At 61.9% G+C, this 22,358-nt stretch carries 19 protein-coding genes; 11 read left to right on the top strand and 8 right to left on the bottom strand.

Translation table 11 applies throughout. The annotated features are described in order from the left end of the window. Window positions 1-11: 11 nt before the first annotated feature. Window positions 12-680: a response regulator gene (locus QWJ46_RS14760; RefSeq protein WP_184456274.1), complete on the top strand. Its 669-nt coding sequence runs from the start codon at window positions 12-14 to the stop codon at window positions 678-680. Then, window positions 670-2,070, top strand: a complete 1,401-nt coding sequence (locus QWJ46_RS14755; RefSeq protein ID WP_302751824.1) for a sensor histidine kinase — start codon at window positions 670-672, stop codon at window positions 2,068-2,070. The genes QWJ46_RS14760 and QWJ46_RS14755 overlap by 11 nt, the downstream gene beginning before the upstream one ends. A gap of 305 nt (window positions 2,071-2,375) precedes the next feature. Here QWJ46_RS14755 and QWJ46_RS14750 read toward each other — a convergent pair whose 3' ends face one another. The 4 genes from QWJ46_RS14750 to QWJ46_RS14735 all read right to left on the bottom strand — a co-directional run bounded on the left by QWJ46_RS14750 (window position 2,376) and on the right by QWJ46_RS14735 (window position 6,207). Then, entirely contained in the window at window positions 2,376-3,257 is an 882-nt protein-coding gene (locus tag QWJ46_RS14750; RefSeq protein ID WP_302751822.1) for an ABC transporter permease, read from the bottom strand. 11 nt (window positions 3,258-3,268) lie between these two features. Beyond that, window positions 3,269-4,087 (bottom strand): ABC transporter ATP-binding protein, encoded by an 819-nt coding sequence (locus QWJ46_RS14745; RefSeq protein ID WP_302751820.1) that lies wholly within the window; start codon window positions 4,085-4,087, stop codon window positions 3,269-3,271. A 95-nt stretch (window positions 4,088-4,182) separates the two neighbouring features. Continuing rightward, on the bottom strand, window positions 4,183-5,196 hold the full coding sequence (locus QWJ46_RS14740; RefSeq protein ID WP_064807981.1) for an ABC transporter substrate-binding protein: 1,014 nt from the start codon (window positions 5,194-5,196) through the stop codon (window positions 4,183-4,185). A 282-nt stretch (window positions 5,197-5,478) separates the two neighbouring features. Further along, complete coding sequence (locus tag QWJ46_RS14735) at window positions 5,479-6,207, bottom strand: FadR/GntR family transcriptional regulator (protein ID WP_302751872.1); 729 nt, start codon at window positions 6,205-6,207, stop codon at window positions 5,479-5,481. A gap of 216 nt (window positions 6,208-6,423) precedes the next feature. Here QWJ46_RS14735 and QWJ46_RS14730 point away from each other — a divergent pair, with 216 nt between their 5' ends. Continuing rightward, window positions 6,424-6,609 carry a hypothetical protein gene (locus tag QWJ46_RS14730; RefSeq protein ID WP_302751818.1) on the top strand — a complete coding sequence of 62 codons (186 nt, stop codon included), beginning with the start codon at window positions 6,424-6,426 and terminating at the stop codon, window positions 6,607-6,609. A 9-nt stretch (window positions 6,610-6,618) separates the two neighbouring features. Here QWJ46_RS14730 and QWJ46_RS14725 read toward each other — a convergent pair whose 3' ends face one another. Further along, window positions 6,619-7,626 (bottom strand): LacI family DNA-binding transcriptional regulator, encoded by a 1,008-nt coding sequence (locus QWJ46_RS14725; protein ID WP_302751816.1) that lies wholly within the window; start codon window positions 7,624-7,626, stop codon window positions 6,619-6,621. A 206-nt stretch (window positions 7,627-7,832) separates the two neighbouring features. Here QWJ46_RS14725 and QWJ46_RS14720 point away from each other — a divergent pair, with 206 nt between their 5' ends. The 6 genes from QWJ46_RS14720 to QWJ46_RS14695 all read left to right on the top strand — a co-directional run bounded on the left by QWJ46_RS14720 (window position 7,833) and on the right by QWJ46_RS14695 (window position 15,569). After that, window positions 7,833-9,155: an alpha-L-fucosidase gene (locus QWJ46_RS14720; RefSeq protein WP_302751814.1), complete on the top strand. Its 1,323-nt coding sequence runs from the start codon at window positions 7,833-7,835 to the stop codon at window positions 9,153-9,155. 49 nt (window positions 9,156-9,204) lie between these two features. Next, window positions 9,205-10,425 carry a sugar ABC transporter substrate-binding protein gene (locus tag QWJ46_RS14715; protein WP_184456288.1) on the top strand — a complete coding sequence of 407 codons (1,221 nt, stop codon included), beginning with the start codon at window positions 9,205-9,207 and terminating at the stop codon, window positions 10,423-10,425. A 52-nt stretch (window positions 10,426-10,477) separates the two neighbouring features. Continuing rightward, window positions 10,478-11,404: a carbohydrate ABC transporter permease gene (locus QWJ46_RS14710; protein WP_184456602.1), complete on the top strand. Its 927-nt coding sequence runs from the start codon at window positions 10,478-10,480 to the stop codon at window positions 11,402-11,404. After that, window positions 11,394-12,278 (top strand): carbohydrate ABC transporter permease, encoded by an 885-nt coding sequence (locus tag QWJ46_RS14705; RefSeq protein ID WP_184456290.1) that lies wholly within the window; start codon window positions 11,394-11,396, stop codon window positions 12,276-12,278. Before QWJ46_RS14710 ends, QWJ46_RS14705 begins: the two co-directional genes overlap by 11 nt. Window positions 12,279-12,478: 200 nt before the next feature. Further along, on the top strand, window positions 12,479-13,408 hold the full coding sequence (locus tag QWJ46_RS14700; RefSeq protein ID WP_302751811.1) for a substrate-binding domain-containing protein: 930 nt from the start codon (window positions 12,479-12,481) through the stop codon (window positions 13,406-13,408). 16 nt (window positions 13,409-13,424) lie between these two features. Continuing rightward, window positions 13,425-15,569: a methyl-accepting chemotaxis protein gene (locus tag QWJ46_RS14695; protein ID WP_302751871.1), complete on the top strand. Its 2,145-nt coding sequence runs from the start codon at window positions 13,425-13,427 to the stop codon at window positions 15,567-15,569. Between the two features lie 179 nt (window positions 15,570-15,748). Here QWJ46_RS14695 and QWJ46_RS14690 read toward each other — a convergent pair whose 3' ends face one another. Further along, window positions 15,749-16,117 carry an antibiotic biosynthesis monooxygenase gene (locus QWJ46_RS14690; RefSeq protein ID WP_302751809.1) on the bottom strand — a complete coding sequence of 123 codons (369 nt, stop codon included), beginning with the start codon at window positions 16,115-16,117 and terminating at the stop codon, window positions 15,749-15,751. A 97-nt stretch (window positions 16,118-16,214) separates the two neighbouring features. On the opposite strand from QWJ46_RS14690, the gene QWJ46_RS14685 reads away from it, so the two are divergent. Beyond that, on the top strand, window positions 16,215-16,691 hold the full coding sequence (locus tag QWJ46_RS14685; RefSeq protein WP_302751807.1) for a MarR family winged helix-turn-helix transcriptional regulator: 477 nt from the start codon (window positions 16,215-16,217) through the stop codon (window positions 16,689-16,691). Between the two features lie 36 nt (window positions 16,692-16,727). Here the strand turns inward: QWJ46_RS14685 and QWJ46_RS14680 are convergent, their stop codons facing one another. Continuing rightward, window positions 16,728-17,990 (bottom strand): DUF3422 domain-containing protein, encoded by a 1,263-nt coding sequence (locus QWJ46_RS14680; protein ID WP_302751806.1) that lies wholly within the window; start codon window positions 17,988-17,990, stop codon window positions 16,728-16,730. Between the two features lie 356 nt (window positions 17,991-18,346). Further along, on the bottom strand, window positions 18,347-19,633 hold the full coding sequence (locus QWJ46_RS14675) for an ABC transporter substrate-binding protein (protein WP_302751805.1): 1,287 nt from the start codon (window positions 19,631-19,633) through the stop codon (window positions 18,347-18,349). Window positions 19,634-19,825: 192 nt separating this feature from the next. On the opposite strand from QWJ46_RS14675, the gene QWJ46_RS14670 reads away from it, so the two are divergent. Next, the gene (locus tag QWJ46_RS14670; protein WP_302751804.1) at window positions 19,826-22,348 is read left to right on the top strand and encodes a hypothetical protein; all 2,523 of its coding nucleotides are present in this window, start codon (window positions 19,826-19,828) and stop codon (window positions 22,346-22,348) included. Window positions 22,349-22,358 lie beyond the last annotated feature (10 nt).

Raw genomic sequence — 22,358 nt, 5'->3', positions numbered from 1 at the left:
AAGGGGGATGGATGAGACTGCTTGTGGTGGAGGACAACAAGGATCTGGCGGCCTGGCTGGGCAAAGCCCTGCGGCAGGCGCAATATACTATCGACGTTGCCTATGACGGCGAGGACGCCGAGCATCTGCTCAAGGTGGCGGAATATTCGGCGATGATCCTCGACCTTTCGCTGCCCAAGCTTGACGGGCTGACGCTTTTGAAGCGGCTGAGACAGTCCGGCAGCAAGCTGCCGGTCATCATCCTGACCGCGAATGCAAGCCTTGACGGCCGCGTAGCCGGGCTCGACAGCGGCGCCGACGATTATCTCGCCAAGCCATTCGAAATCGCCGAGCTCGAGGCGAGGATCCGCGCCGTCGTGCGCCGCGGGCAGGACCGGGCATCCTCGGAGATCACCGTCGGGAACCTGCGTTTTTCCGGGGGTACGCGGCAATTTTTCGTCGAAGGCGAACCGCTGCAACTGACGCCGCGGGAATATGCCGTTCTCGAACAACTCGTCATGAAGCTCGGCACCACGGTCTCGAAAGCCGCTCTCTCCGAAAGCGTCTTCGGTTTCGACGACGAGGCCGATCCGAGCGCCATCGAAATTTACGTCCACAGGCTCCGCAAGAAGCTCGAAAACAGTTCGGTTCAGATCGCGACGCTGCGCGGGCTCGGCTATCTCCTCAGACATGTCCAATAGCACTGTGACAAAGGCTGGGGGAACGATCGCGCGGCTCAGCCAGAGCCTGAGGGTGCAATTGCTCTGCTGGGTGCTGCTGACGCTCTTCGGCGCGATCGCCTTCAATCTCTACGACAGTTTCTGGTCGGCCGACGCGACGGCAAAGCTGGTGACGGACCGAACGCTTCTCGCGTCCGCCCGCGTCATCGCCGAGGCGGTGCGCGTCGACGAGGGCGGCAATGTTCAGCTGGATGTGCCGCCGGCTGCGCTCGAGATGTTCGATACGGGCTTCGGCGACCGTGTGTCCTACCAGGTCATCACCGCCTGGGGCAGCCTGGTGAGCGGCTTTCCCGACCTGCCGCGGCCGACCGTCCAGCGGGCAGGGGAGGATCGCGCCTTCCATGGCGCCGACGTGCGCGTCATCATGCTCGATCATCCCGTCGTCGGCCTCCCCGATGACGGCACGATCTCGGTGACCGTCGCCGTGACCCATAACAGCCAGTACGCGATGCGACGGCAGCTATGGCTTTCGGACTTTTCCAAGCAATTCGTGCTCGTCTTCGTCGCGAGCCTGGTGACGATTCTTGGGCTTCAACGCGGCCTCGCGCCTACTCTGAGGCTGCGGGACGCCGTGCGCCGGCGCGGGCGCAACCGTCTTGATCCGCTGTCACCCGAAATGGTCCAGAGCGAATTGCGTCCGCTCGTCCATGCGCTCAACGATTACATGGAGCGCGTCCAGCACCAGATGGCCGCACAGCGGCGGTTCGTGTCGAACGCGGCCCATCAGTTGCGGACGCCGCTGGCGCTGATTTCGACGCAGGCGAGCGTGGCATCCCGGGAAGATGATGCGGCCCGCCGCGATGAGGCGCTTGCTGCGCTGCGCACCAGCACCCGGCAGATTTCGCGCCTCGCCAGCCAGCTGTTGACCTTGTCGCGGGCCGAGCCCGGCAGCCGCCGCCCGCGCAGCGATGCGACCGATCTCAGCAAGCCGGCCCGCGAGATCCTGGAGGCCTATGCCGAAGAGGCGCTCAAGCGCAACATCGACGTGGGCCTGGAGGCGGACCGGCCGGTTGTCGTCGAGGGCGACGGGACGATGCTGCGCGAGATGCTGGTCAACCTCATCGACAACGCGATCCGTTATAGCAAAGCCGATGGACGGGTGACCGTCGCCGTCGGGCAGGCGGATGGCAGTGCTGTGATTACCGTCGAGGACAATGGGCCGGGCATTCCCGAAGGGGAGCGCGAGCAGGTTTTTGAACGGTTTTACCGGATCATGGGAACCGACAGCGAAGGGAGCGGCCTCGGGCTAGCTATTGTCCGCGAGGTCGTCGAAGGGGCTGGAGGTTCGGTTTCGCTCGGTGATGCTGAAGGCGGCGGTCTCGTCGTCACCGTGCGGCTTCCACTCGCCTGAATGGTCATGCTTGGGCTATTCCATGCTGTCCGGTTCGCTGAGATAGCTTGCCCCTCACCCTAACCCTTGCGGGGGTCGAGCCACTGGTCTCGACCCGTCCTTCGGACCCCCGTAAACGGGGCGAGGGGACGTGGCTTACGCGACGTGAGAGGGGAACGGAGAGGCCGCGGTACATCACCTTCTCCCCGCGCGCGGGGAGAAGGTGGCGGCAGCCGGATGAGGGGCAAGCGCCGGCTGAAGTCAATAAACGAAGGCCGGGCATGGCGCCCGGCCTTCGCTTCGATCTGCCTTGGGAGGAGGCGGATTTATTGCATGTCGAGGTGCTGCTGCGGACGCCATTTCGCCAGGCGGTTTTCGATCAGCGTCATGATGTATTCGGCAACAAGCGTGACGACCATGACGAGGAGGATGGCCGCGAACATGCCGGCCGCATCGAAGGTGCCCTTCGCGATCGAGATCAGCTGGCCGATGCCGAAGCGGGCGCCGACGAATTCGCCGACGATCGCGCCGATGATAGCAAAGCCGAAGGAGACGTGAAGGCTGGCGAAGATCCAGCTCATTGCCGAGGGTATGACCACCGTGCGCGTCACCTGCCAGTCGGAAGCGCCGAGAATGCGGGCATTGGCGATCATGTTGCGGTCGGCTTCGCGCACACCCTGAAAGGCGTTGGCGAAGACGACGAAGAATACCATGATGAAGGCGAGCGCCACCTTGGACGGCAGGCCGAGACCCATGATCATGATGAAAATCGGGGCAAGGACGACGCGGGGGATCGAGTTGATCGCCTTGATGTAGACGGAGAAGATATCCGACAGGAAGCGGTTGCGGCCGAGGCCTATGCCGACGAAGACGCCGGTGATCGAGCCCGCGAAGAAGCCGATCAGCGCCTCCTCCATCGTCACCCAGAGATTATACCAGAGCGACCCTTCCGTGGTGCCTTCGGTCGCCCATTCGTAAAGCCTCTCAACGACGCCGCTCGGGCTCGAATAGAAGAATGGGTCGATCCAGTTCATGTTGGAGGAGAGCTCCCACATGCCGATCACGAAGACCAGGATGGCGATCTGCCAGAAGCGCACCAGCGTGTTGCGCCGGCGTATTGCCTTCAGCGCGGAAGCTTCGATCTCGGCATCTGATGTGCCCGGGCGAAACAGGGTGGCCGAACCGGCCTCGAATGTGATGTGTGCCATAATATCCTCCGTCAGGCCGCTTCGCTTGCGCGGCGGTAGCTGGTCTCGACCTCTTCACGCAGGTCTTCCCAGATCGTCTTGCAGTAGTCGATGAAGCTCTGTTCGTAGCGGATCTCCGACACCACGCGCGGGCGGGGAAGCTCGATCGGATAGACCGATTTCACCGTCGCCGGGCCGGCAGTGAGCACATAGACCTTGTCGGCAAGCGCCACGGCCTCTTCGAGATCGTGAGTGACGAACACTACCGAGGCCTTGCGCTCTGCCCAGAGCTTCAGCAGCTCTTCGTGCATGACCGTGCGGGTCTGTACGTCGAGCGCCGAAAAGGGCTCGTCCATCAGCAGGATTTCAGGTTCGTTGATGAAGGTCTGTGCCAGCGAGACACGCTTGCGCATGCCGCCGGAAAGCTGATGGGGATAATGGTGCAGAAACTTCGACAGGCCGACGCGCGCCAGCCAGTCGCGGGCGCTCTGTTCCGCCTCGGCACGCGATTTGCCGCGAAACAGCGGGCCGGCCATGACATTGTCGATCACGTTCTTCCACGGGAAGAGCGCGTCGGTCTGGAAGGCGAAGCCGACACGCGGGTCGATGCCCGTGATCGGGCCGCCCATCAGGCGGACTTCGCCGGCGCTCGGGCGTGCGAGGCCCGTCACGAGGTTGAGCGTCGTCGACTTGCCGCAGCCGGTGGGGCCGACGACGGCGACGAACTCGCCGCGGGCGACCGTCATGTTGAAATCGCGCAGCGCAGTCAGCGACTTTCCGGTCGGCGAGACGAAACGCCGGCTGACGTTGATCAGTTCGATCGCCGGGATTTGGTTCTTGTCATGTTGCATGATGATACCTGAGGCGTGCTTTGGGCGCGTGCACGCGATGCCCATGAACCAATCGGTGGCCCGCTTCCGGTTGCGGCCGGAAGCGGTGCGACGCGTTACTTAACGTTCTTGACGAACTCGGTCGTGTAGGTCTTGGAAAGGTCTATCTGCTTGCCCTTGACGTTCTTGGAGAACTCCGAGAGCACGGCAAGCACGGTCTTCGGGCCGTCTTCCGGCATCACGCCATCGGGCGTGAACATGCCTTTGCCCTCGTCGAGAGCCTTGACGTAGCCATCCTTGTCGCCGACGTAGAAGTCCTTCGGCATCTTGTCGGCGATCTCGGCGGCGGAATGCGTATTGATGTATTTCAGCGTCTTGACGAAGGCGTTGGCGAGCTTCTGTGCCTCGTCCTTATGTTCCTCGACCCAGGAAGTTTCCATGTAGAGCGAGGCGGCCGGATAGGTGCCGCCAAGCGCCTTTCGGGTCGCTTCGACCGTGCGCATGTCGACGAGAACGCTCGCTTCGCCTGTCTTGATCAGGCGCGAGATGGTCGGCTCCGTCGTCATGCCGGCCTGGATCTGATCCTGCTGCATCGCGGCGATGAACGTGCCGCCGGCGCCGACCGGAATGGTGACGACGTCGCCGGGCTTGAGGTCGGCCTTGGAGGCCATGAAGAGGGTGAGGAAGTTGGTGGAGGAGCCGAGACCGGTGACGCCGAGGCTCTTGCCCTTGAAATCGGCCGGCGACTTGATCTCGGGATGTTTGCTCGAAACCATCTCGACCTCGCCCGGCGCCTGGCTGAACTGGACGATGGATTCGACGAACTTGCCCTTGGCCTGCAGGTCCACACAGTGGTCATAGAAGCCGACGACACCCTGCACTGCGCCGGCCAGCAGCTGGTTTTCGGCATCGACGCCGGCGGCTTCGTTCAGCAGTTCGACATCGAGACCTTCGTCCTTGAAGTAGCCCAGGGACTCGGCGAGCTTGGCGGGCAGATAGATCTGCTTCTCATAGCCGCCGACCATGATGGTGATCTTGTCGGCGGCATGGGCAGCGCCTGACGTGAATGTGGCTGCGGCGAGAAGCGCGGAAAAAGCGACGGTATGAAAAAGGCTGCGTGAAGAACGCATGAGATCTCCTCCTGATTTGCCTGCATCGTCGTCCGGCCACTTTGACCGTATCTCCTCCACGATGCTGCCCCTTCCTAAGACGTCAAAGCTTTCAACTAGCTTTCAGCGGCAGGCGCGCAAATGGCTGATCGCATCACCCTGATGCGTGTTGTTCTGAACCTTTACAATAAGGCGAATTTGCGCAAATCGACCAGGACGCCGATCCCGATAGGTGCGTTCGGATCGTGGATTGGTTTGATGATCTCTGAAAGCTCGCCGCATTCGCGGAGCTTGTTAATCGCTTCAGCTCGAAAAGCTTCGCAGATCCTTCAGCAGGTTTCGGTATCTCGCCTGGCTGCCGACGAGATGGTCGCGCATGGCGTTGCGGGCGGCTTGGTCATCCCTGTCGGAGATCGCGACGATGATCGCTTCGTGTTCCCTGTGGATCAGTTTGCGATAGGCGGTTTGCTCGGCTGTCCGCGATTCAGGAACGACCCTCGATTGCGGGATGATCGTCATGCCTTGAGATTCCAGGAAATGCTTGAACAGCGGATTGTTCGTCGCCTCGGCGATTGCGACATGGAGTTCGAGGTCCGCCTCGCGGATCGATTGGTCACTTTCAATGCACCGGAGGATTTTCCTATGGCATTCGAAGATCGATTCCTCCTGCGCCGGCGAACGGCGGAGCGCGGCAAGTCCCGCTGCCTCAATTTCAACAGGGGTGCGGATTTCCAGCACTTCCAGATCGGAGGCGACGCGGGCCTTGTCGACTTTCCGGCCCGACAGCGCGGGTTCGGGGCTAATCACAAATATGCCCGCGCCCTGCCGCACCTCGACCAGCCCGTCGGAACGAAGCGCGGCCACGGCCTCGCGCACCACGGTCCGGCTGACGCTGTGCGTTTCCGTCAGTTCGTGCTCGCTCGGGAGCTTATCGCCGGCAGCGTACTGGCCGCTGAGGATGGCCTGCCGGAGGCTTTCGCCGACCTGTGCGACCAGCGACCCCGAACCTCTGCTGCGATCCTTCCCCTGCATAGTCATGCCTCGACCCCCGGATCGGCTTCGATCAGAACGCCGTTCGAACCAGCGGCATCCCACAATTTACGATTCATCACACATGTATGACAAATCTTGGGATCTTTCAATGGATGTGCGATTATGCGCGCTCGCCGTTTTTGGCGGTAGGATGGCCCCGTTTGCATATGATCTGCGTTATTCGCTATGATTGCGATGGTCGATAAGAGAGCTTCGATGGAAACCAGAATCCAGGCTGAACATGTTCCGCTGCCGCTTGCGCAGGAAAAGCGTCGCAGTTTGCCTCTCGAAGGCCTGGTTGATGTGGACGAGCGGAGGACTGTCGACCACGGGTTGATGCGAGCATGGGCTGATAGCCTCGATGACGATCGGCCTCTTCCCTTGCCTTGTGAGGAAGCTTAGGCAAGCGCCTCACAGCCGCCTTGTCGACTCCCCACGTACGAATCTCGGCGTCAGGATAAAATCCTGCGGTGGCTCGGCGGCGGCCTCGGGGGTTGCGATTCTGGCCAGCAGGCGCTGGGCAGCCAGTTCACCGAGCTTCTGCGCATCCTGCACGACCATGGTGATGCGCGGCGTGATGACGTTGCTCCAGGGCACATCGTCGACCATCGCCAGCGAGACGTCGTCGGGACAGCGGAAGCCCATCTCCTGCATCACCTGCAGGGTTGCCAGGCCCATCATGTTGTTGGCGCCGATGATGGCGGTCGGGCGGTCGCGGCGGGTGAGCAGGCGCATCGCCTGCGTGTGGCCGCCGCTCCGGGTGTAGCCGCCTTCGACTACCAGGGACGGATCGACGTCGGCGCCGGCTCCGGCCATCGTGTCCATGAAGCCCTTCAGGCGCTCGTCGGCGGTGTGCAGGCCGCTCGGGCCTGAGATGAAGGCGATGCGCCGGTGGCCGAGCTGCAGCAGGTGCTCGGTCAGGATCGTCGTCGTCAGCGGATTGTCGGAGCCGACGAAATCGCGCTCGGCGCCCTCTACCTTCTGGTCGAACATGACGATCGGCGTCTTGAAGTCGCGCAGGAAGGTTGCGTATTCCTCGCCGCGCCCGTTTGCCGCTAAGGCGATGCCGGCGATCTTCTGCGCCTGCAGCCGCTCCAGTAAAGCGCGTTCGAGATCGGCCCTGCCGGAAGAGTCGGCGATCAGCACGAAATAGCCATGGTCGAGCGCCTGATGCTCGATCTCGCGGCGGATGTCGCCGAAGAACATGTTGCCGAGATTGGCGGAGACGAAGCCAATCAGCGAACTGCGCCCGCGCGCCAGGGTCTGGGCCACTGGGTCGATGCGGTAGCCGGTCGATTGTATCGCCTGCTGGATGCGGTCGAGCGTCTCGGCGCCGACCCGCTTCGGGCTGTTGAGCGCGAGCGAGACGGTCGAGATCGAAACTCCCGCCAAGCGCGCAACATCTCGTATGGTCGTCATGTCTATCGAACCGGTTCTAAAGCTTTCTTTTGTCAGATTTTATTCGTCGTTGCAACAGAACCTAGCGAAATGGCTACTTCTGAGCCGGCTAGTTCGGGGTTTGCGATCTGTGAATTTCGGCTTGACAGAGGCTGGCTCAAGGAGGATGTTCGCTCACCGAACCGGTTCGATATGATGTCAAACCGGAAAACAGGGAGGAGAAACCTGTGACGAGTTCGGAACGCTTGCTGGAAAATCCGGCACCGGGAGGAGCGGGCAAAAACGCCTGGTTCAGCCACGATCGCCTCGGCATGTTCATCCATTGGGGCCTCTATGCGCTCGGAGCGCGGCATGAGTGGTTGAAGAACCGCGAAGAGCTGAGCGACGATCACTACCAGCGCTATTTCGACAATTTCGATCCCGATCTTTACGATCCGAAGGAGTGGGCGCGCCGCGCGCGTCTTGCCGGCATGAAATATGTCGTGGTGACGACCAAGCATCACGAGGGCTTCTGCCTTTGGGACAGCAAGCTCACCGACTACAAGGCGCCAAACACACCCTGCGGTCGGGACCTGCTGACGCCGCTGGTCGAGGCCTTCCGCGCGGAGGGGTTGAAGATCGGCTTCTATTATTCGCTGCTCGACTGGCACCATCCCGATTTCCCGATCGATGTCCACCACCCCCTGCGTAACCATCCGCAAGCCGAGGCGCTGAATGCCGGCCGCAACATCGCCAAATACGCAGCCTATATGCGCGAACAGGTGCGCGAGCTTCTGACCGGCTTCGGCCGCATCGACATCATCTGGTTCGATTTCAGCTATGCAGGCCGCGAGTATCGCGGCCTGCCTGGCAAGGGGCGTGCCGATTGGGAGAGCGAACGGCTGCTGGAGCTGGTGCGCGAGCTGCAGCCCGAAATCATCGTCAACAACCGTCTCGATCTGCCGCCGGGCAAACTGCCCGATATCACGACGCCGGAGCAATATACGCCGCGCGTGGCGCCGGCGCTTGCGAGCCAGGGGGTGCTCTGGGAAGCCTGCCACACCTTCAGCGGTTCCTGGGGTTATCATCGCGACGAGGATAGTTGGAAGAGCCCGGAACAGATCATTCAGCTGCTCATCGATTCCGTCGCGCTCGGCGGCAATTTGCTGATGAATGTCGGTCCGACCGGCCGCGGCACGTTTGATGCGCGCGCCATCGACGCGCTTGAAGTCTACCGGAACTGGATGGCGGTCAATGCACGTTCGATCTACGGCGCCGGTCCGTCCGCATTTCCGGTGCCGGCCGGCTGCCGCTACACCCAGCGCGGCAACCGCCTCTACCTGCATGTCTACAACTGGCCCTACCGCCACATCCATATCGAAGGCCTCGCCGACAGGATCGCCTATGCGCAGTTCCTGCACGACGCCAGCGAAGTGCGCTGGCTCAGCCACACGACGGATGTGGACTCCAATATCGGCGTGATGGTGCCGGAAGGCATGATCACGCTCGAACTGCCGGTCCGGCGACCTGACGTCACCGTCCCGGTGATCGAGATCGTCCTTAAGGCGTGAACTCGGTCGCAATCGCGTGTTCACTGCGTCATGGAGGGAGGAGAAACCCATGAAGGTTCTGAAGAAAACGCTTTTGCTTGCCGCAATCGGCGGCAGCCTCTTTGCCACATCCGCCTCGGCCGAGCAGGTCAATCTGACCTGGCAGATGTGGAGCGGATCCGACGCCGACACCAAAGGTTGGCAGCACCTGGCCGACATGGTGACCGCCAAATATCCCGATATCAAGGTGACGCTGACGACGACGGGCTGGGTCGACTACTGGACGCGGCTGCCGGTGCTGGCGGCGTCGGGCCAACTCGCCGACATCGTTTCGATGCAGTCGTTGCGCATGCCGAATTTCTATTCGCTGCTCGAACCGCTGAACGACCGGATCGCGGCTGACAAGTTCGACATCGGGGCCTTCACCCCCTCGATCATCGGCGGCATGTCCGTCGACAAGCAGCTCTACGGCCTGCCCTATGACGTCGGTCCGTGGGTCATCTACTATAACCAGGACGTGCTCCAAGCTGCCGGTATTCCTTTGCCGAAGCCGGGCTGGACGCTCGCCGAGTTTACCGCTGCCGCCAAGAAACTGACGAAGGACGGCCAATACGGCTTCGGCATCACCCCGCAGAACTATTCGGTCCTGGCCTCGGCCTGGGGCGACAAATATGTCAACGATGCCGGCGAGCTCGATCTTACCAATCCGAGCGCCATTGCCGCTGCCGAGAGGGTGATCGGCTTTGCCGCCAAGGACAAGATCGCGCCGCTGGTGCCGTCGAGCGCCGATGCCGGCACGGTCATCCAAGGCCGCTTCTATTCGGGCAATGTCGCCATGTATGTCGACGGTCCGTGGTCGATCATCGGCATGAAGGACAAGGTCAAGTTCAAAGTTGGTTCCACCACCCTGCCGCGCGCAGACGGAGAGCTTACCGCCGTCACGGCGGGCTCCGGTTTCGGCATCGCCACGACGAGCAAGAACAAGGACGCGGCGTGGAAGGCTATCCAGGTGCTGACCAGCCCTGAGGCGCTGCAATATCTCGCCGAACAGGGCCGGGCGCTGCCGGCGCGCACGGCTTCGCAAGCCTCCTGGTACAAGGTGGCGGCCAAGAACATCACCAATGGCGGCGAGGCACTCGATTATTCGCTGGCGCATTCGGTGCCCTATGTCATCACGAACAACTGGGCGGCGGTGGAAAATCTCTTCAACCAGTATTTCCCGCCGGCCTTCGGCGGCAGCGCCGACGCCAAGCAGACGATGGAGTCCATCCAGAGCCTCGCGCAGCAATAGAGCGTGTCGCTTTATAGCGCGGCGGCAGGAGCTGCCGCGCATGGAGGAAGAGATGTCGGAAAGCGCCGTTGCCGAAATTGCCTTGCAGCCCGGTCAGCCCAGGCGCCTCCTGAAGCCGGAAACGCAGACGGCCATGCTGTTCCTGCTGCCGAGTTTCCTCGGCTTCATGATCTTCATGGCCCTGCCGATCATTGCGTCGCTGGCGCTCTCCTTCACCAACTGGCAGCTGATCTCGACGCCATCCTTCGTCGGTTTTCAGAATTACATCAAGCTCTTCACCGTCGATCCCTCATTCTACACCATATTGCGCAATACACTGTTCTTCGCCGTCGAGTATCTGGCTGTGAATATCATCGTTTCGCTGACGCTCGCGGTCTGGATATCGAGCCTCAAGCGTGGCAAGGCGATCTTTCGGGTGATCTTCTTCCTGCCGACCTTTACTCCGACGATCGCAGCCTCCGTGGTGTGGCTGCTGATCTTCACCCCCGACGGGCTCGCCGACAGCGTCATCCGTTCGCTCGGCCTCGGTCTGCCGAACTTCCTGCTGAGTTCGAGCTGGGCCATGCAGGCGGTCGTGCTCGTCACGCTTTGGGCCAATGTCGGCTACAACGTCGTGATGTTCAACGCCGCGCTCGACCTGGTGCCGAAGCACTATCTCGAAGCGGCGATGATCGACGGCGCTGGTCCATGGAGGCGCTTCTGGCGCATCCGCCTGCCGCTCATCTCACCGACGGTCTTCTTCGCTACCGTCATGACGGCCATTACCTCGCTGCAGGTCTTCGACGAGATCTTCGCCATGACGCGTGGCGGCCCTGGCTCGGCGACGGCCACCCTCGGCTTCGCCATCTACCAGAAGGGCTTCACCAATTTCCAGATGGGTTACGCGTCGGCGCTCGCCTGGGTGATGTTCGTCATGATCATGGCGCTCACCATCCTGCAGTTCCACATGCAGCGCAAATGGGTGCATTATGACGACTGACGCGGCCTCACGGCATCCGCATTCCCAGTCCCGGAACCGGCATCGCATCCTGCGGCGGATCGGCACCTTCGTCAGCTACGCCGGACTGTCGCTGATCGCGCTGCTCTTCCTCTTTCCCTTCTTCTGGATGGTGTCGAATGCGGTTCGCTCTAACACCGAAGTGCTGGCTGTGCCGGTCCGTATCCTGCCCGAGGAATACCAGTGGGGCAATTTCGTCGAGGCGCTGGTGTCGCTGCCCTTCGGCACCTTCCTGCTGAACTCCTTCGTCGTCGCGTGCGGTGTGACCGCGATCGTCATCGTGGTCTCCTGCCTTTCGGCCTATGCTTTCGCCAGGCTGCGGTTCCCCGGCCGTGAGGGACTGCTGCTCACCTATCTCAGCACGCTGATGATTCCGCAGGTGATGTTGGTCATCCCGCTCTTCCTTCTGGTCAGCAAGCTCGGCTGGATCAACACCTATCACGGCATGATCCTGCCGGTCGCCTTCTCTTCCTTCGGCACTTTCCTGCTGCGGCAGTTCATCCTCGGCATTCCCAATGACCTCGACGAAGCGGCGATGATGGACGGGGCCTCGCGCCTGCGCATCCTGGTCAGGGTCATCGTTCCGCTCGCCATGCCGGCGATCGGCCTGCTGTCGCTCTTTACTTTCATCGCGCAGTGGAAAAGCTTTCTGTGGCCGCTGATCGCCACCAGTGGGCTCGAAAAGGCCACGCTGCCGCTCGGGCTCACCCTGTTTCAGACGCAGCAGGGCACCGCCTGGAACTACATCATGGCGGGCGCCACCATCTCCATGGTGCCGGGGGTCATCCTCGCCATCGTGCTGCAGAGGGTGATCTACAAGGGCATCAGCGTCGGCTCCGGCTTCGGCGGAAGATAACGTCAATAGAACAAAGGCTTGAGGTATTGGTGTCAAGTTTGCCGCGGCGCGTCTCAAGTCCAGGCGACCGGAGCCGAAGAAGGGGCTGCCGCCACGGCAAGATCATGTCCCCCGCCGATAGTTCTAACTCCGGCGCGAAAAGTAAAATTTAACCAAAATTTGAAATAACGCGGTTCTATCCGAATTGCGCAGGGGAATTCATGAAAACGGCCACGCTTGCATCCATCGCCTTGGCGATGTCGGTCTCTGTCGCCAATGCTCAGACGATCGGCGTTTCGATGTCCGATCTCGACAAATTCAGGACGGCGCTTCTCAATGGCGTCGTCGCCCACGGGGAGACGGTCTCCGGCCTCAAGCTGGTTACCGAGAACGCCAAGGGCGACAACGAGCTTCAGAAGAAGCAGGTTCAGAAGCTCATCGCCGACAAGGTCGACGCGATCATCCTGGCGGTTTCCGATGGCGATCTCGGGCCGCAGATGACCAAGATGGCGGCGGATGCCGGCATTCCGCTGGTTTACATCAACAACGTTCCTTCCAACCTGCTTGATCTTCCCGAAAATCAGGTCGTGGTCGCCTCCAACGAAAAGGAATCCGGTACGCTGGAGACGAAGCAGGTTTGCGCGCTGCTCAAGGGCAAGGGCCGCGTCGTCGTGCTGATGGGCGAGCCTTTCCACGCCGCCGCCCGCGCCCGCACGCAGGATATCTCGGATGTCATCGCCACGCCCGACTGCAAGGGCCTGGAGATCGTCGAGCGGCAGGCCGCCTACTGGTCGCGCGATTATGCCGACCAGCAGCTGCAGGAGTGGCTTGCGGCCGGCGTCAAGTTCGACGCCGTTATCGCCAACAATGACGAGATGGCGCTCGGCGCGATCCGCGCCATGAAGAAGGCCGGCATGCCGATGAAGGATGTCGTCGTCGCCGGCGTCGACGCGACCGACGATGCTCTTGCCTCGATGGTGGCCGGCGATCTCGATGTCACCATTCTCCAGAGCGCTGTCGGGCAGGGTGCTGCGGCGGTCGACGCCGCCGTGAAGCTCGTCAACAAGGAGAAGGTGCCGCGCGAAAACAACGTTCCCTTCGAACTCGTCACACCTGAGAACATCTCCAAATACCTGCCGAAGAGCCAGTGAGCATAAGAGGCCTATGATGTTGCATTTCTGGAATAAATTCGGCATTCGCGCGCAGATCACGTCCGGCTTCGTGCCGTTGATCCTGCTGATGAGCCTGCTGACCGTCAGCGCGATCTCGGGGATGAACGGCCTCGCCTCCATTTTCGCCTCCTACCGCGCCACCGCGGGGCAGAGCCTCGCCATCTCGGATTACAGCGACCAGCTGCACCAGATCCAGATGTCGGCTGAAGCCTTCCGCTCCACGCCGACGCAGGCGGTCGTCGACAGTTTCCGTGCCGGCGTGAAGGCGTTCGAGGCCGACGACCCGCGTTTCGCCGATAACAAGGATCTCCAGTCCGGCCTTGCGACGATCCGCCAGGACATCGCCGCTTACGGCAAGGCCTTCGAGCAGATCGTCTCGCTGCAGGTCCGGCGTGACATACTGATCTCAAAAGTCACCGAATTCGGGCCCTGGACCAGCATCGCGCTCAGCGACGTCGTGCGCAGCGCCTGGCGCCAGAACGACGTCGCCCTGCTGCACATGACGGCGGCGACGTTGGAGGCACTGAACCGGAGCCTCTATTTCTCCGAACGTTTCGTCCATTCCGACGATTTTGCCGCCTACGATACGGCGCAAGCAGCACTGGCCGAGGCTGTCGCGCTCAACGATGCTGCCGCCAAGGCCGCCAAGAACGAGCTGCAGAAGAAGCGCCTGATGGGCGCCGGCCAGCTCATGCAGAATTACACCGCGCGCCTCGGCGACATGAAGGACGTGCTGCAGGCATCCGGCGACATTCGCCAGACGCAGCTCAATGTGCTGGCGCCGAAGATCGCAGGCGAATTCAAGGATCTGCAGGCGACGGTGACCGGCGCGCAGAAGAACCTTGATGGCTCGGTCGAAGCAACGGTTGCCTCGGCGACCAGCACGACGCTCGTCATCAGCGGCCTGCTGATCGTCATCGGCCTCGTGCTCTCCTATTTCGTCGGCCGGCTGATTTCCTCGGCTGTCCGGGGCATGGCGCAATCCATGGAACAGCTCGCCCGCGGCGACGATGCCATCGTGATCACGGGCGTCGAGTACCGGCACGAACTCGGCGCCATGGCGCGTTCGCTGAAGGTGTTCCAGGAGACCGGCCGCGCCAAGCTGATCGCCGAAGCCAATGCCGAGCGGGCGCGTCTGGCGGCCGAAGAAGAGCGGCTGCGCCAGGAAGCCGAGCGTCTCAGCGATGCACAGGTGATGGAACATGCCTTCCGACAGATTTCACTTGGTCTGGATGCGCTCTCGAAGGGCGATCTCTCGGTCCGCGTCGGCGAAGTCGACCATCGCTATGTCCGAATCCGTGATCACTTCAACAGCTCGGTCGCGAGCCTTGAAGAAGCGGTCGACTTGGTCATCCGTGCGGTCACGACAATCCGCTCCGGCCTTGCGGAAATCTCCACCGCCTCGAACGATCTTGCCCGCCGTACCGAGCAGCAGGCCGCTTCGCTGGAAGAAACCGTCGCGGCCCTTGGCGACGTCACCCGCGGCGTCAACGGAACGGCCGAGGGCGCAAGCCGCGCCCAGGCTGTCGTGGCGACGGCCCGCACTAATGCTGAAAAGGGCGGCGAGATCGTCTCCCGCGCCATCGCCGCAATGACGGAAATCCAGAACTCGTCGTCGAAGATCGGCAACATCATCAGCGTCATTGACGAAATCGCCTTCCAGACCAACCTCCTGGCGCTGAATGCCGGCGTCGAAGCGGCCCGCGCCGGTGAAGCCGGCAAGGGGTTTGCCGTCGTCGCGCAGGAAGTCCGCGAGCTTGCCCAACGCTCGGCCAATGCGGCCAGGGAGATCAAGGAACTGATCTCCACCTCCTCGGCCCAGGTCAAGACGGGCGTGGAGCTGGTCGGCGAATCCGGTCTCTCGTTGGAGCAGATCGTCGAGCAGGTCTCCGCGATGAATGCGACTGTCGCTGAAATCGCCGTCGCCGCCCGCGAGCAGGCGACGAGCCTGCGCGAAGTCTCGGCCGCCGGCGACCAGATGGACAAGGTGACGCAGCAGAACGCGGCGATGGTCGAAGAAACCACGGCCGCCGCCCAGAGCCTGACGCACGAGACAGAAAGCCTTGCCGAACTGCTGCGCCGCTTTAAGACAGGCAGCCGACGCGCTCCGGAACAGCGTCACTACGCCATGGCCTCTTGAGCCTCCGCCGATGCAGGCACTTAGCCCTTCCCGCCGAGGTAAGCCCGGCGGGAAGGGCACATCTTTATAGAAACTCGAAGCTTCGGTCCGCACAGAAAATAGTCGTAGACTAAAAAGGGCTCCGCCAACCATTTTTCAAGTCGTCGACATGTCCTGCGTCCGGAGGGACGCGCTGGGCTCTAAGCCACGCAAATACCCGCTACGGCGACCTTCTGGAAGAGATGCGGCGAGGCGATAGCCGAAGAAGGATAGGCCGAGGTCTTCGCCCTGAATTCCGGATGGACAAAGGCTGCCCGGAAATGCGCGTTGGATTCCCAGACGGCGTAATTGAGATAGGTCGGTTTTTCGCCGATCGCGCGATGCAGCTGGGTGGAGATGAAGCCGGGCTGACGTTTCATGAAGGCCGCGTCGTCCTGCCAGACCTCAAGGAATTTCGGCTCGTCTGCCAAGTCGAGCGTGAAAAGATTGATGAGCACGACCGGGGAGGCTTCGAGCTCGATTTGACGGTCGATCGGGAAGGTAGGATCCAGCGGACGAATATGTGGCATGACTTGCTCCGTTCTATATGGTTCTATGGTGTCAATTCGACATGAAGGAGACATAGGATATTGACATTATAATGTCAATTTAACTGCATGGTGACAAATGATCGATTCCGAGCGTAGTGCAGCAGGATCTGCGTTGACCAATCTCGTCCTCGACCTGTTCAGGCTGAACAACCGAATGCTGACCTCAGGAGACAGGCTGGTGGCGGGCCTGGGGCTGACGAGTGCGCGCTGGCATGTTCTCGGGACAATCGCAGCCTCGGAACGTCCGCAGCCAGTCGCCTGGCTTGCGCGCGACATGGGAGCCAACCGCCAGAACGTGCAGCGCATCGTCAACGATCTGGAGAAGGAGGGGCTCGTCGCCTTTGCGGCCAACCCCCATCACCGGCGGGCGCAGCTCGTCGTGCTGACGGAAAAGGGACGAGACACCCAGAAGGCGGCAATGCGCCTCCAGGCTCCCTGGGCGAGTGGTCTCGCTGCCGGCCTCGAGGTCTTGGAGATCGAGACGACGCACCGCGTCATGAAAACGCTTCTTCACAAGTTGGAAGGAAGCGAAGAGGTTGGTGAAGAGGCCTAAGGTCGGTCTGCGGCAGGCTGTGTGCCCGAGGCGGCGTCAGTGGCTTCCGGGTATCGGGCTGTGCGGTGCGCCGGTGATGCTCCGGCGAACGTGGCGAACGGCGGTCCAGACGGCGAAGAGCACCAAAGGGATGGCTGCGAGCACCGCGAGCTTGGCCATATGCGGATCGACGCCCAGTTCGGAAATGCTTTCGAGGCAGATCTTGGCGAGGCCGACGGTGTAATAGGTGATGGCGATGACGGAGAAGCCTTCGACCGCCTGCTGAATATGCACCTGGATGCGCGCCCTCTCTTCCATCGAGGTCAGCAGCGAAGCGTTCTGATCCTCGAGCTGAACCTGCACGGTGGTTCTAAGCAGATCGCCGGCGAGACTGACCCGTTCGGCGAGCTCATCGAGGCGGCGCTCTGCGGCATGGACGGAACGCACGGCCGGCTGGAAGCGCCGTCCGATGAAGGTGCCGATCCGCTGGCGCTGCTCGACGCGTTCCTCGCGCAGCTCCGAGACCCGGCTGGCGACGATCTCGGCATAGGCTTTCGTCGCCCCGAAGCGGTGGCGCGCTAGCGCAGAGAAGTTGAGGACGTCGGAAGAGAGCCTTGTCACTTCGGAAAGCAGCGCCTTGTCGACTTTTACGGCGCTTTGCATGTGCGTGATCAGGAGATCGAGGCGCCGGTCGAAGGCCGAGAGCTGGGAGATCGTCTCGCGCGCCATCGGCATCGCCAGCATCGCCATCATCCTGTATGTCTCGATTTCGAGGACGCGCCGGACCATGCGGCCGGTACGATAGGCGTTGAGGTTGCGGTTGAAGAACAGGAATTCGACGAAACCGCTGTCGCTGAGGCGGAAATTCGAATGTACTTCGGCATCGCCGCCGCCGACCTTGGAGGCGACGTAGTCGAGCATGGGTTTTTCGAGAGCAAGCCCGTCCTTCTCGTCGCGCACCAGCACCCGGACGGCAGCGATCACTTTACCGTTGATCCTGTCGCAGCAGGCCCTGAAAGCCTCGGGCGGATGACTGCCGGGCGCGGAGGCTGCGGGTGTGACGAAGGTGAGGGTGAGGAACTCGGTATGCGCCTCCCATTTCAGCCGGCCGTCCCCGAAGCGGCCGATGCCGTGGTTGCCTCCGAGAGTGGTCGAGACGTCCTCCAATCCCGGCAAGGAAACCGGCAGCGGAGGCGAGCCGTTGTCGCCGACGATGGCGACATGCCAGACATCGGTGTCGCCATCGAAGTAAAGCGACGGCCGCGCATGCAACTCGTCATGCAACTCCCTGCGCAGCGGATGCTCGGAACCGATCGGCATGGGAATGCACCTCTAGATGGTAGACGGATCGACGGCTGACGTGACCGGGATTGCCGGCGTTTTGAACTGACTACGACGCCTATAGCCTCTCCCGCGGCGCGTGTCACGGCGACTTCTCCGCCGAATGTGTAAGACTGCCTCAATATACTTGATCGGGCGGCAATACTCTGGACGTTGCTCCACTACACGGTAACGTCGGTCCGGCGCGATGCCCGCCGGGGACAGTCCGAACTCTCCCACGATGAACCGGTCAGCCGAAAGGATCAGCCGAAGCACGGACAAAAACGATCAGCCACGGCCCGTTGCGAGGTCGTGGCTGATGCGGCGCGCAATCTGTGGGAGACAGGCGCGGCCGTTTACTTGTTGGCGGCGAGCGTCACGTTGATCTTGTCGACGTCTGCGCTCATCGCCTTGAAAGTGTCTTCGAGAGAAAGCTCGCCGACGATCAACTGGCTCATCCGCTGGACGATCAGCTGATAGATGGCGCCCGATCCCTTGAGGCGTTCCAGGTCGCGCGCGGCCTGCGGCGCGCTGTCGCGGGCCGCGAGGAAGACGGCCATGGCTTCCTTGGCGTTCTTGCTGTCGAGCTTGTACTGCGGATCCTTGATGTCGGCGCCGGTCAGGATGACGTAATTTTCGGCGATTTCACGCTGGACCTTTTCAGAGCCGAGGAACTCGATGAACGAGGCGACGGCCTGCGGATACTTGGTGCGCTTGAAGCCGACGATTGCCGTGCCGCCGGGCATTGCATAGCAGCCGGCATCGCCGCAAGGCGCGCTGATTGCCGTCCACTCGAAGCCGTCGCCGATCTTCTTCTGGAACGGATTGACCATCCAGTTGCCGGCCAGATAGGTCACGACATTGCCGTTGACGAATTCGTCACCCATGTTCTTGTACTGGGTTCCGCCGGCAGCACCCCACATTTCCTTCGGGAAAGAGCCGTCCTTCGTCCAGTTGTAGAGATCGGTGATGTAGCGCTTGGCGGCATCGTCGGGGAACGAGAACTTGCCGTCCTTGACGTAGTTCGAACCGTAGGAGAAGGCAGCACCCGAGAAGCGGTGGCCCGAGCGGTCCATCGTGAAGGGGATCTGGGCACCGGTCGCCTTGGCGACGCGCGCAGAGGCTTCGACGATTTCCTTCAGCGTGGCGGTCGGCTTCGGAAGCGGTTCGTTCGCCTGTTCGAAGAGCGTCTTGTTGACGAAGGGCAGGTTGAAGGTCTGCGAGGCGACATAGCCGTTGATCGAGTTCGGATCGTTGACGCCGGGGAAGCGAAGCGTGTTCAGGCTGTCGCCGTGCAGCTTGGCGAAGCCGTCCGGATCCTTCATCAGCGGGCGCATGTCGAGGTAATACGGCGCCAGCTGCCAGTCGGTGATCTTGGCGACGTCAGGGCCTTCGCCGATGGCCAACTGCACCGGCAGTTGCTTGGCGACGGCGTCATAGCCCGACGAAACGAAATTCACCTTGATGTCGGGATGGGCACTTTCGAACTCCTTGCTGAGCGCTTCCATCCGCTCGACATAAGCCTGATCGTCATCGGTGAAGAGAAAGGTGATCGTCTGGGTTTCCGCCATGGCCGCGCTCGACCATGCGAAAGAAGCGGTCGCGAGCGCCAGTGCGAAAGCCCCTGAGAGATAGGTTTTCATTTTCATCCTCCCATGAAAACATTTTCATCAATCGCGGCCTTGGCCATCGATGGGCCAATTTCATATACTTGACATTCGTCTCGTCAAGCTATTTCCTGAGGCAATAGCGATGTTTTTGAGCAATTTTCGAAAATAGCGCTCGTCAGATAACCTTATGAAAATATTTTCATGCGATTGCGGAGGAGGCAGTCTGTGAACGCGGAATGCATCAAGCAACTGGACGGCATGGCGCCCGCCTACAGCGTGGCCGAGGGCCAGACGATCACCGCGTGGGCGGTTTCCGGCCTCATTGCCAGCTATTTTCCCGGCGAGCCGGCGCCTGCCGAAGACCGCGTCAACTATCGTTTCATCAACGGCTTCGTCGACGTCGGCGACCTGCCCTGCCGCAAGGCCTTCTGGTCGACCATGGTCGGGCGCGAGATCATCCCCGATAAAGCCTGGACGAGCGAAAGCCTCTATCTTCCGGGTTCGAACCGCCGCGTCGAGTTTACCAGCTTCTGGCATGTGCCGACGCATGTCAGGCGATGGCTGAAGGGCACCTTCAGAACGGAAGCCCCGCGTACGCTCAACCTCGCGCTCAAGACTTGCGGCGGCGTTCGCATATGGGTCAACTGCCGGGAGGCGGTTCGCTTCGAGCCCTTCAAGCGCAATGTCGAGAGCGCAACCGAGATTAGTTTGCCGCTCGAAGCAGGCGACAACGAGATTCTCGTCCATACCGAGGATCTTGCCGAGCGCGACACGACCTGGTTCTTCGAACTCGAAATGCTGGACGAGGAGCCGCTCTGCGTGCTGCTGCCGGTATCGCTCGATCAGGATGAGGTGCGGGAGCTGGAAGCGCTTTCGCGCGGCGTGCGCCCAGCGCGCGACGTCTTCGTCAGAGAGCCGCTGGAGATCATCTTCGATACGGCGCCGGAGCGCGACCTGCCGGTGGAGCTCAAAGTGGTCGGCCATGGGCATGAGCGACCAATTCTCGCTCATGCAAAACTGACCCTACATGCCGGCCGGAACCGGCTGACGGCCGACGATGTCTGCGACATTGCCGACGGTTATCACGGCATCCACATGACGATCGGCTCCGGGCCGGGCTCGGTCACCCGCATTATCGACGCCGCCTTCATGGGCAGCATTTCGCCACTGCCGGCAGAGGCATCGCTTGCCGCCCGCAAGCGGCAGGCGCTGGAATACAGCGCCCGCTTCGGCGCCAACCGCGCCGGCCGCCTGATCGCGATGATGGAAACCGGCTACGACGACCGGGAAAGCTTCGACCGCATCGTCGATGCGACGCTCGCCTCCATCGATCAGCGCGAGGATTGCTCGGATTTCATCATGGTGCCGCTCTTGTGGCTGCTCGGCGCCTATGGCGACCGTATGCCGAAGGCCACGGTCGAGCGCATCCGCCATTCCGTTCTCTCCTACCGATATTGGGTCGACGAGCCGGGCAATGACGCGATGTGGTTCTGGAGCGAGAACCATGTGCTGTGCTTCCATACCAGCCAGCTTTTGGCCGGACTTCTCCTCCCCGACGAGCTGTTCTCGGCCTCGGGGCGGACGGGACGGCAGCAGGCGGAACTCGCCGTGGAGCGCCTCGGGCGCTGGTTCGACAGCGTCGAAGCGCATGGCCTGGCCGAGTGGAACTCGGCCGCCTATTACCCGATCGATTTCATCGGCCTGCTGGCGCTGGAACGCTGGGCGGAGAGCGGGATCGCCGATCGCGCCCGCGGCCAGATCGATCTCATCTTCCGCATGATCGCCCTTCATACGCTTGCCGGCGTTCCGGCCGGGTCGCAGGGGCGCGCCTACGACAAGGAACTGCGCGCCGGTCCGCTGACCGAGCTTGCGCCCTTCGCCCAGGTCGCCTTCGGCACGGGCTGGCTCAACAATGGCGTGGCGGCGCTGACCATGTTCTGCGCCGGCGATTATGAACCGCCGGCCGATCTCGCCGAGCTTGCTTCGCTTTCGCGGGGACGAAGCGTCGAGGCGCGCTACCGCCAGGGCCTGGAGAGCGGAAAGCTCGTGCTTTTCAAGAACGAGGCCGCGCAGCTTTCGACCGTGGTCGATCACAAGACTGGCCGGAAGGGGCATCAGCAGCACGTTCTCGATATCCGGCTCGCCGGCCATCCGATGGCGAGGCTCTGGGTCAATCATCCTGGCGAAGATGATCCGTGGGGCAATCAACGGCCGTCCTATTGGGCCGGCAACGGCATCCTGCCGCGTGTCGCCCAGCATCGCGACGTTGCCCTTTTGATCGAGGACACAGGTGATGCACGGCATGCCTGGACACACGCCTATATCGGCCGCGACGGGCTCGACGATCTGATCGTCGAAGACAAATGGCTGATCGCCCGCTCGGGCCGGGGGTTTGCCGCTCTCTGGACCTCGAACGGCCTGGAGCTGATCACGGACGGCCCGACCGCCGGCCGCGAGGCGCGCTCGCATGGATCGCTCTGCGGCTGGGCGGCCATCGTAGCATCCGGCAATGACGATGCTTTCAAAGCCTTTATCGAACGCCTGTGCCAGACGGTGGTGTCCTTCGATCCTACCCTTCGGCGTCTTTCCCTGACGCCGCCGGTCGGTCCGGCGATCGCTCTTTCTTACGCCGATGGTCTTTCGATTGCCGGTAAACCCCGGCCGTTCACGCATGATCAGCCGCACCCGATCCTCACCCACGACAGCGCCGCTTGCCAACCCGGTGCCGACGGGCCGTTCTACTGCTAAAACATAGGTC

The organism is Rhizobium sp. CBN3 (assembly GCF_030518245.1).
Taxonomy (GTDB): domain Bacteria; phylum Pseudomonadota; class Alphaproteobacteria; order Rhizobiales; family Rhizobiaceae; genus Rhizobium; species Rhizobium aethiopicum_A.
Note: the sequence above shows the minus strand (reverse complement) of the source record. Positions and strands in the feature narration are given on the sequence as shown.

Excerpts from the sequence above, each read along its gene's own strand:
- QWJ46_RS14760 (WP_184456274.1), top strand. The coding sequence starts at position 12 with ATGAGACTGCTTGTGGTGGAGGACAACAAGGATCTGGCGGCCTGGCTG.
- QWJ46_RS14755 (WP_302751824.1), top strand. The coding sequence starts at position 670 with ATGTCCAATAGCACTGTGACAAAGGCTGGGGGAACGATCGCGCGGCTC.
- QWJ46_RS14750 (WP_302751822.1), bottom strand. The coding sequence starts at position 3,257 with ATGGCACACATCACATTCGAGGCCGGTTCGGCCACCCTGTTTCGCCCG.
- QWJ46_RS14745 (WP_302751820.1), bottom strand. The coding sequence starts at position 4,087 with ATGCAACATGACAAGAACCAAATCCCGGCGATCGAACTGATCAACGTC.
- QWJ46_RS14740 (WP_064807981.1), bottom strand. The coding sequence starts at position 5,196 with ATGCGTTCTTCACGCAGCCTTTTTCATACCGTCGCTTTTTCCGCGCTT.
- QWJ46_RS14735 (WP_302751872.1), bottom strand. The coding sequence starts at position 6,207 with ATGCAGGGGAAGGATCGCAGCAGAGGTTCGGGGTCGCTGGTCGCACAG.
- QWJ46_RS14730 (WP_302751818.1), top strand. The coding sequence starts at position 6,424 with ATGGAAACCAGAATCCAGGCTGAACATGTTCCGCTGCCGCTTGCGCAG.
- QWJ46_RS14725 (WP_302751816.1), bottom strand. The coding sequence starts at position 7,626 with ATGACGACCATACGAGATGTTGCGCGCTTGGCGGGAGTTTCGATCTCG.
- QWJ46_RS14715 (WP_184456288.1), top strand. The coding sequence starts at position 9,205 with ATGAAGGTTCTGAAGAAAACGCTTTTGCTTGCCGCAATCGGCGGCAGC.
- QWJ46_RS14710 (WP_184456602.1), top strand. The coding sequence starts at position 10,478 with ATGTCGGAAAGCGCCGTTGCCGAAATTGCCTTGCAGCCCGGTCAGCCC.
- QWJ46_RS14705 (WP_184456290.1), top strand. The coding sequence starts at position 11,394 with ATGACGACTGACGCGGCCTCACGGCATCCGCATTCCCAGTCCCGGAAC.
- QWJ46_RS14700 (WP_302751811.1), top strand. The coding sequence starts at position 12,479 with ATGAAAACGGCCACGCTTGCATCCATCGCCTTGGCGATGTCGGTCTCT.
- QWJ46_RS14695 (WP_302751871.1), top strand. The coding sequence starts at position 13,425 with ATGTTGCATTTCTGGAATAAATTCGGCATTCGCGCGCAGATCACGTCC.
- QWJ46_RS14690 (WP_302751809.1), bottom strand. The coding sequence starts at position 16,117 with ATGCCACATATTCGTCCGCTGGATCCTACCTTCCCGATCGACCGTCAA.
- QWJ46_RS14685 (WP_302751807.1), top strand. The coding sequence starts at position 16,215 with ATGATCGATTCCGAGCGTAGTGCAGCAGGATCTGCGTTGACCAATCTC.
- QWJ46_RS14680 (WP_302751806.1), bottom strand. The coding sequence starts at position 17,990 with ATGCCGATCGGTTCCGAGCATCCGCTGCGCAGGGAGTTGCATGACGAG.
- QWJ46_RS14675 (WP_302751805.1), bottom strand. The coding sequence starts at position 19,633 with ATGAAAACCTATCTCTCAGGGGCTTTCGCACTGGCGCTCGCGACCGCT.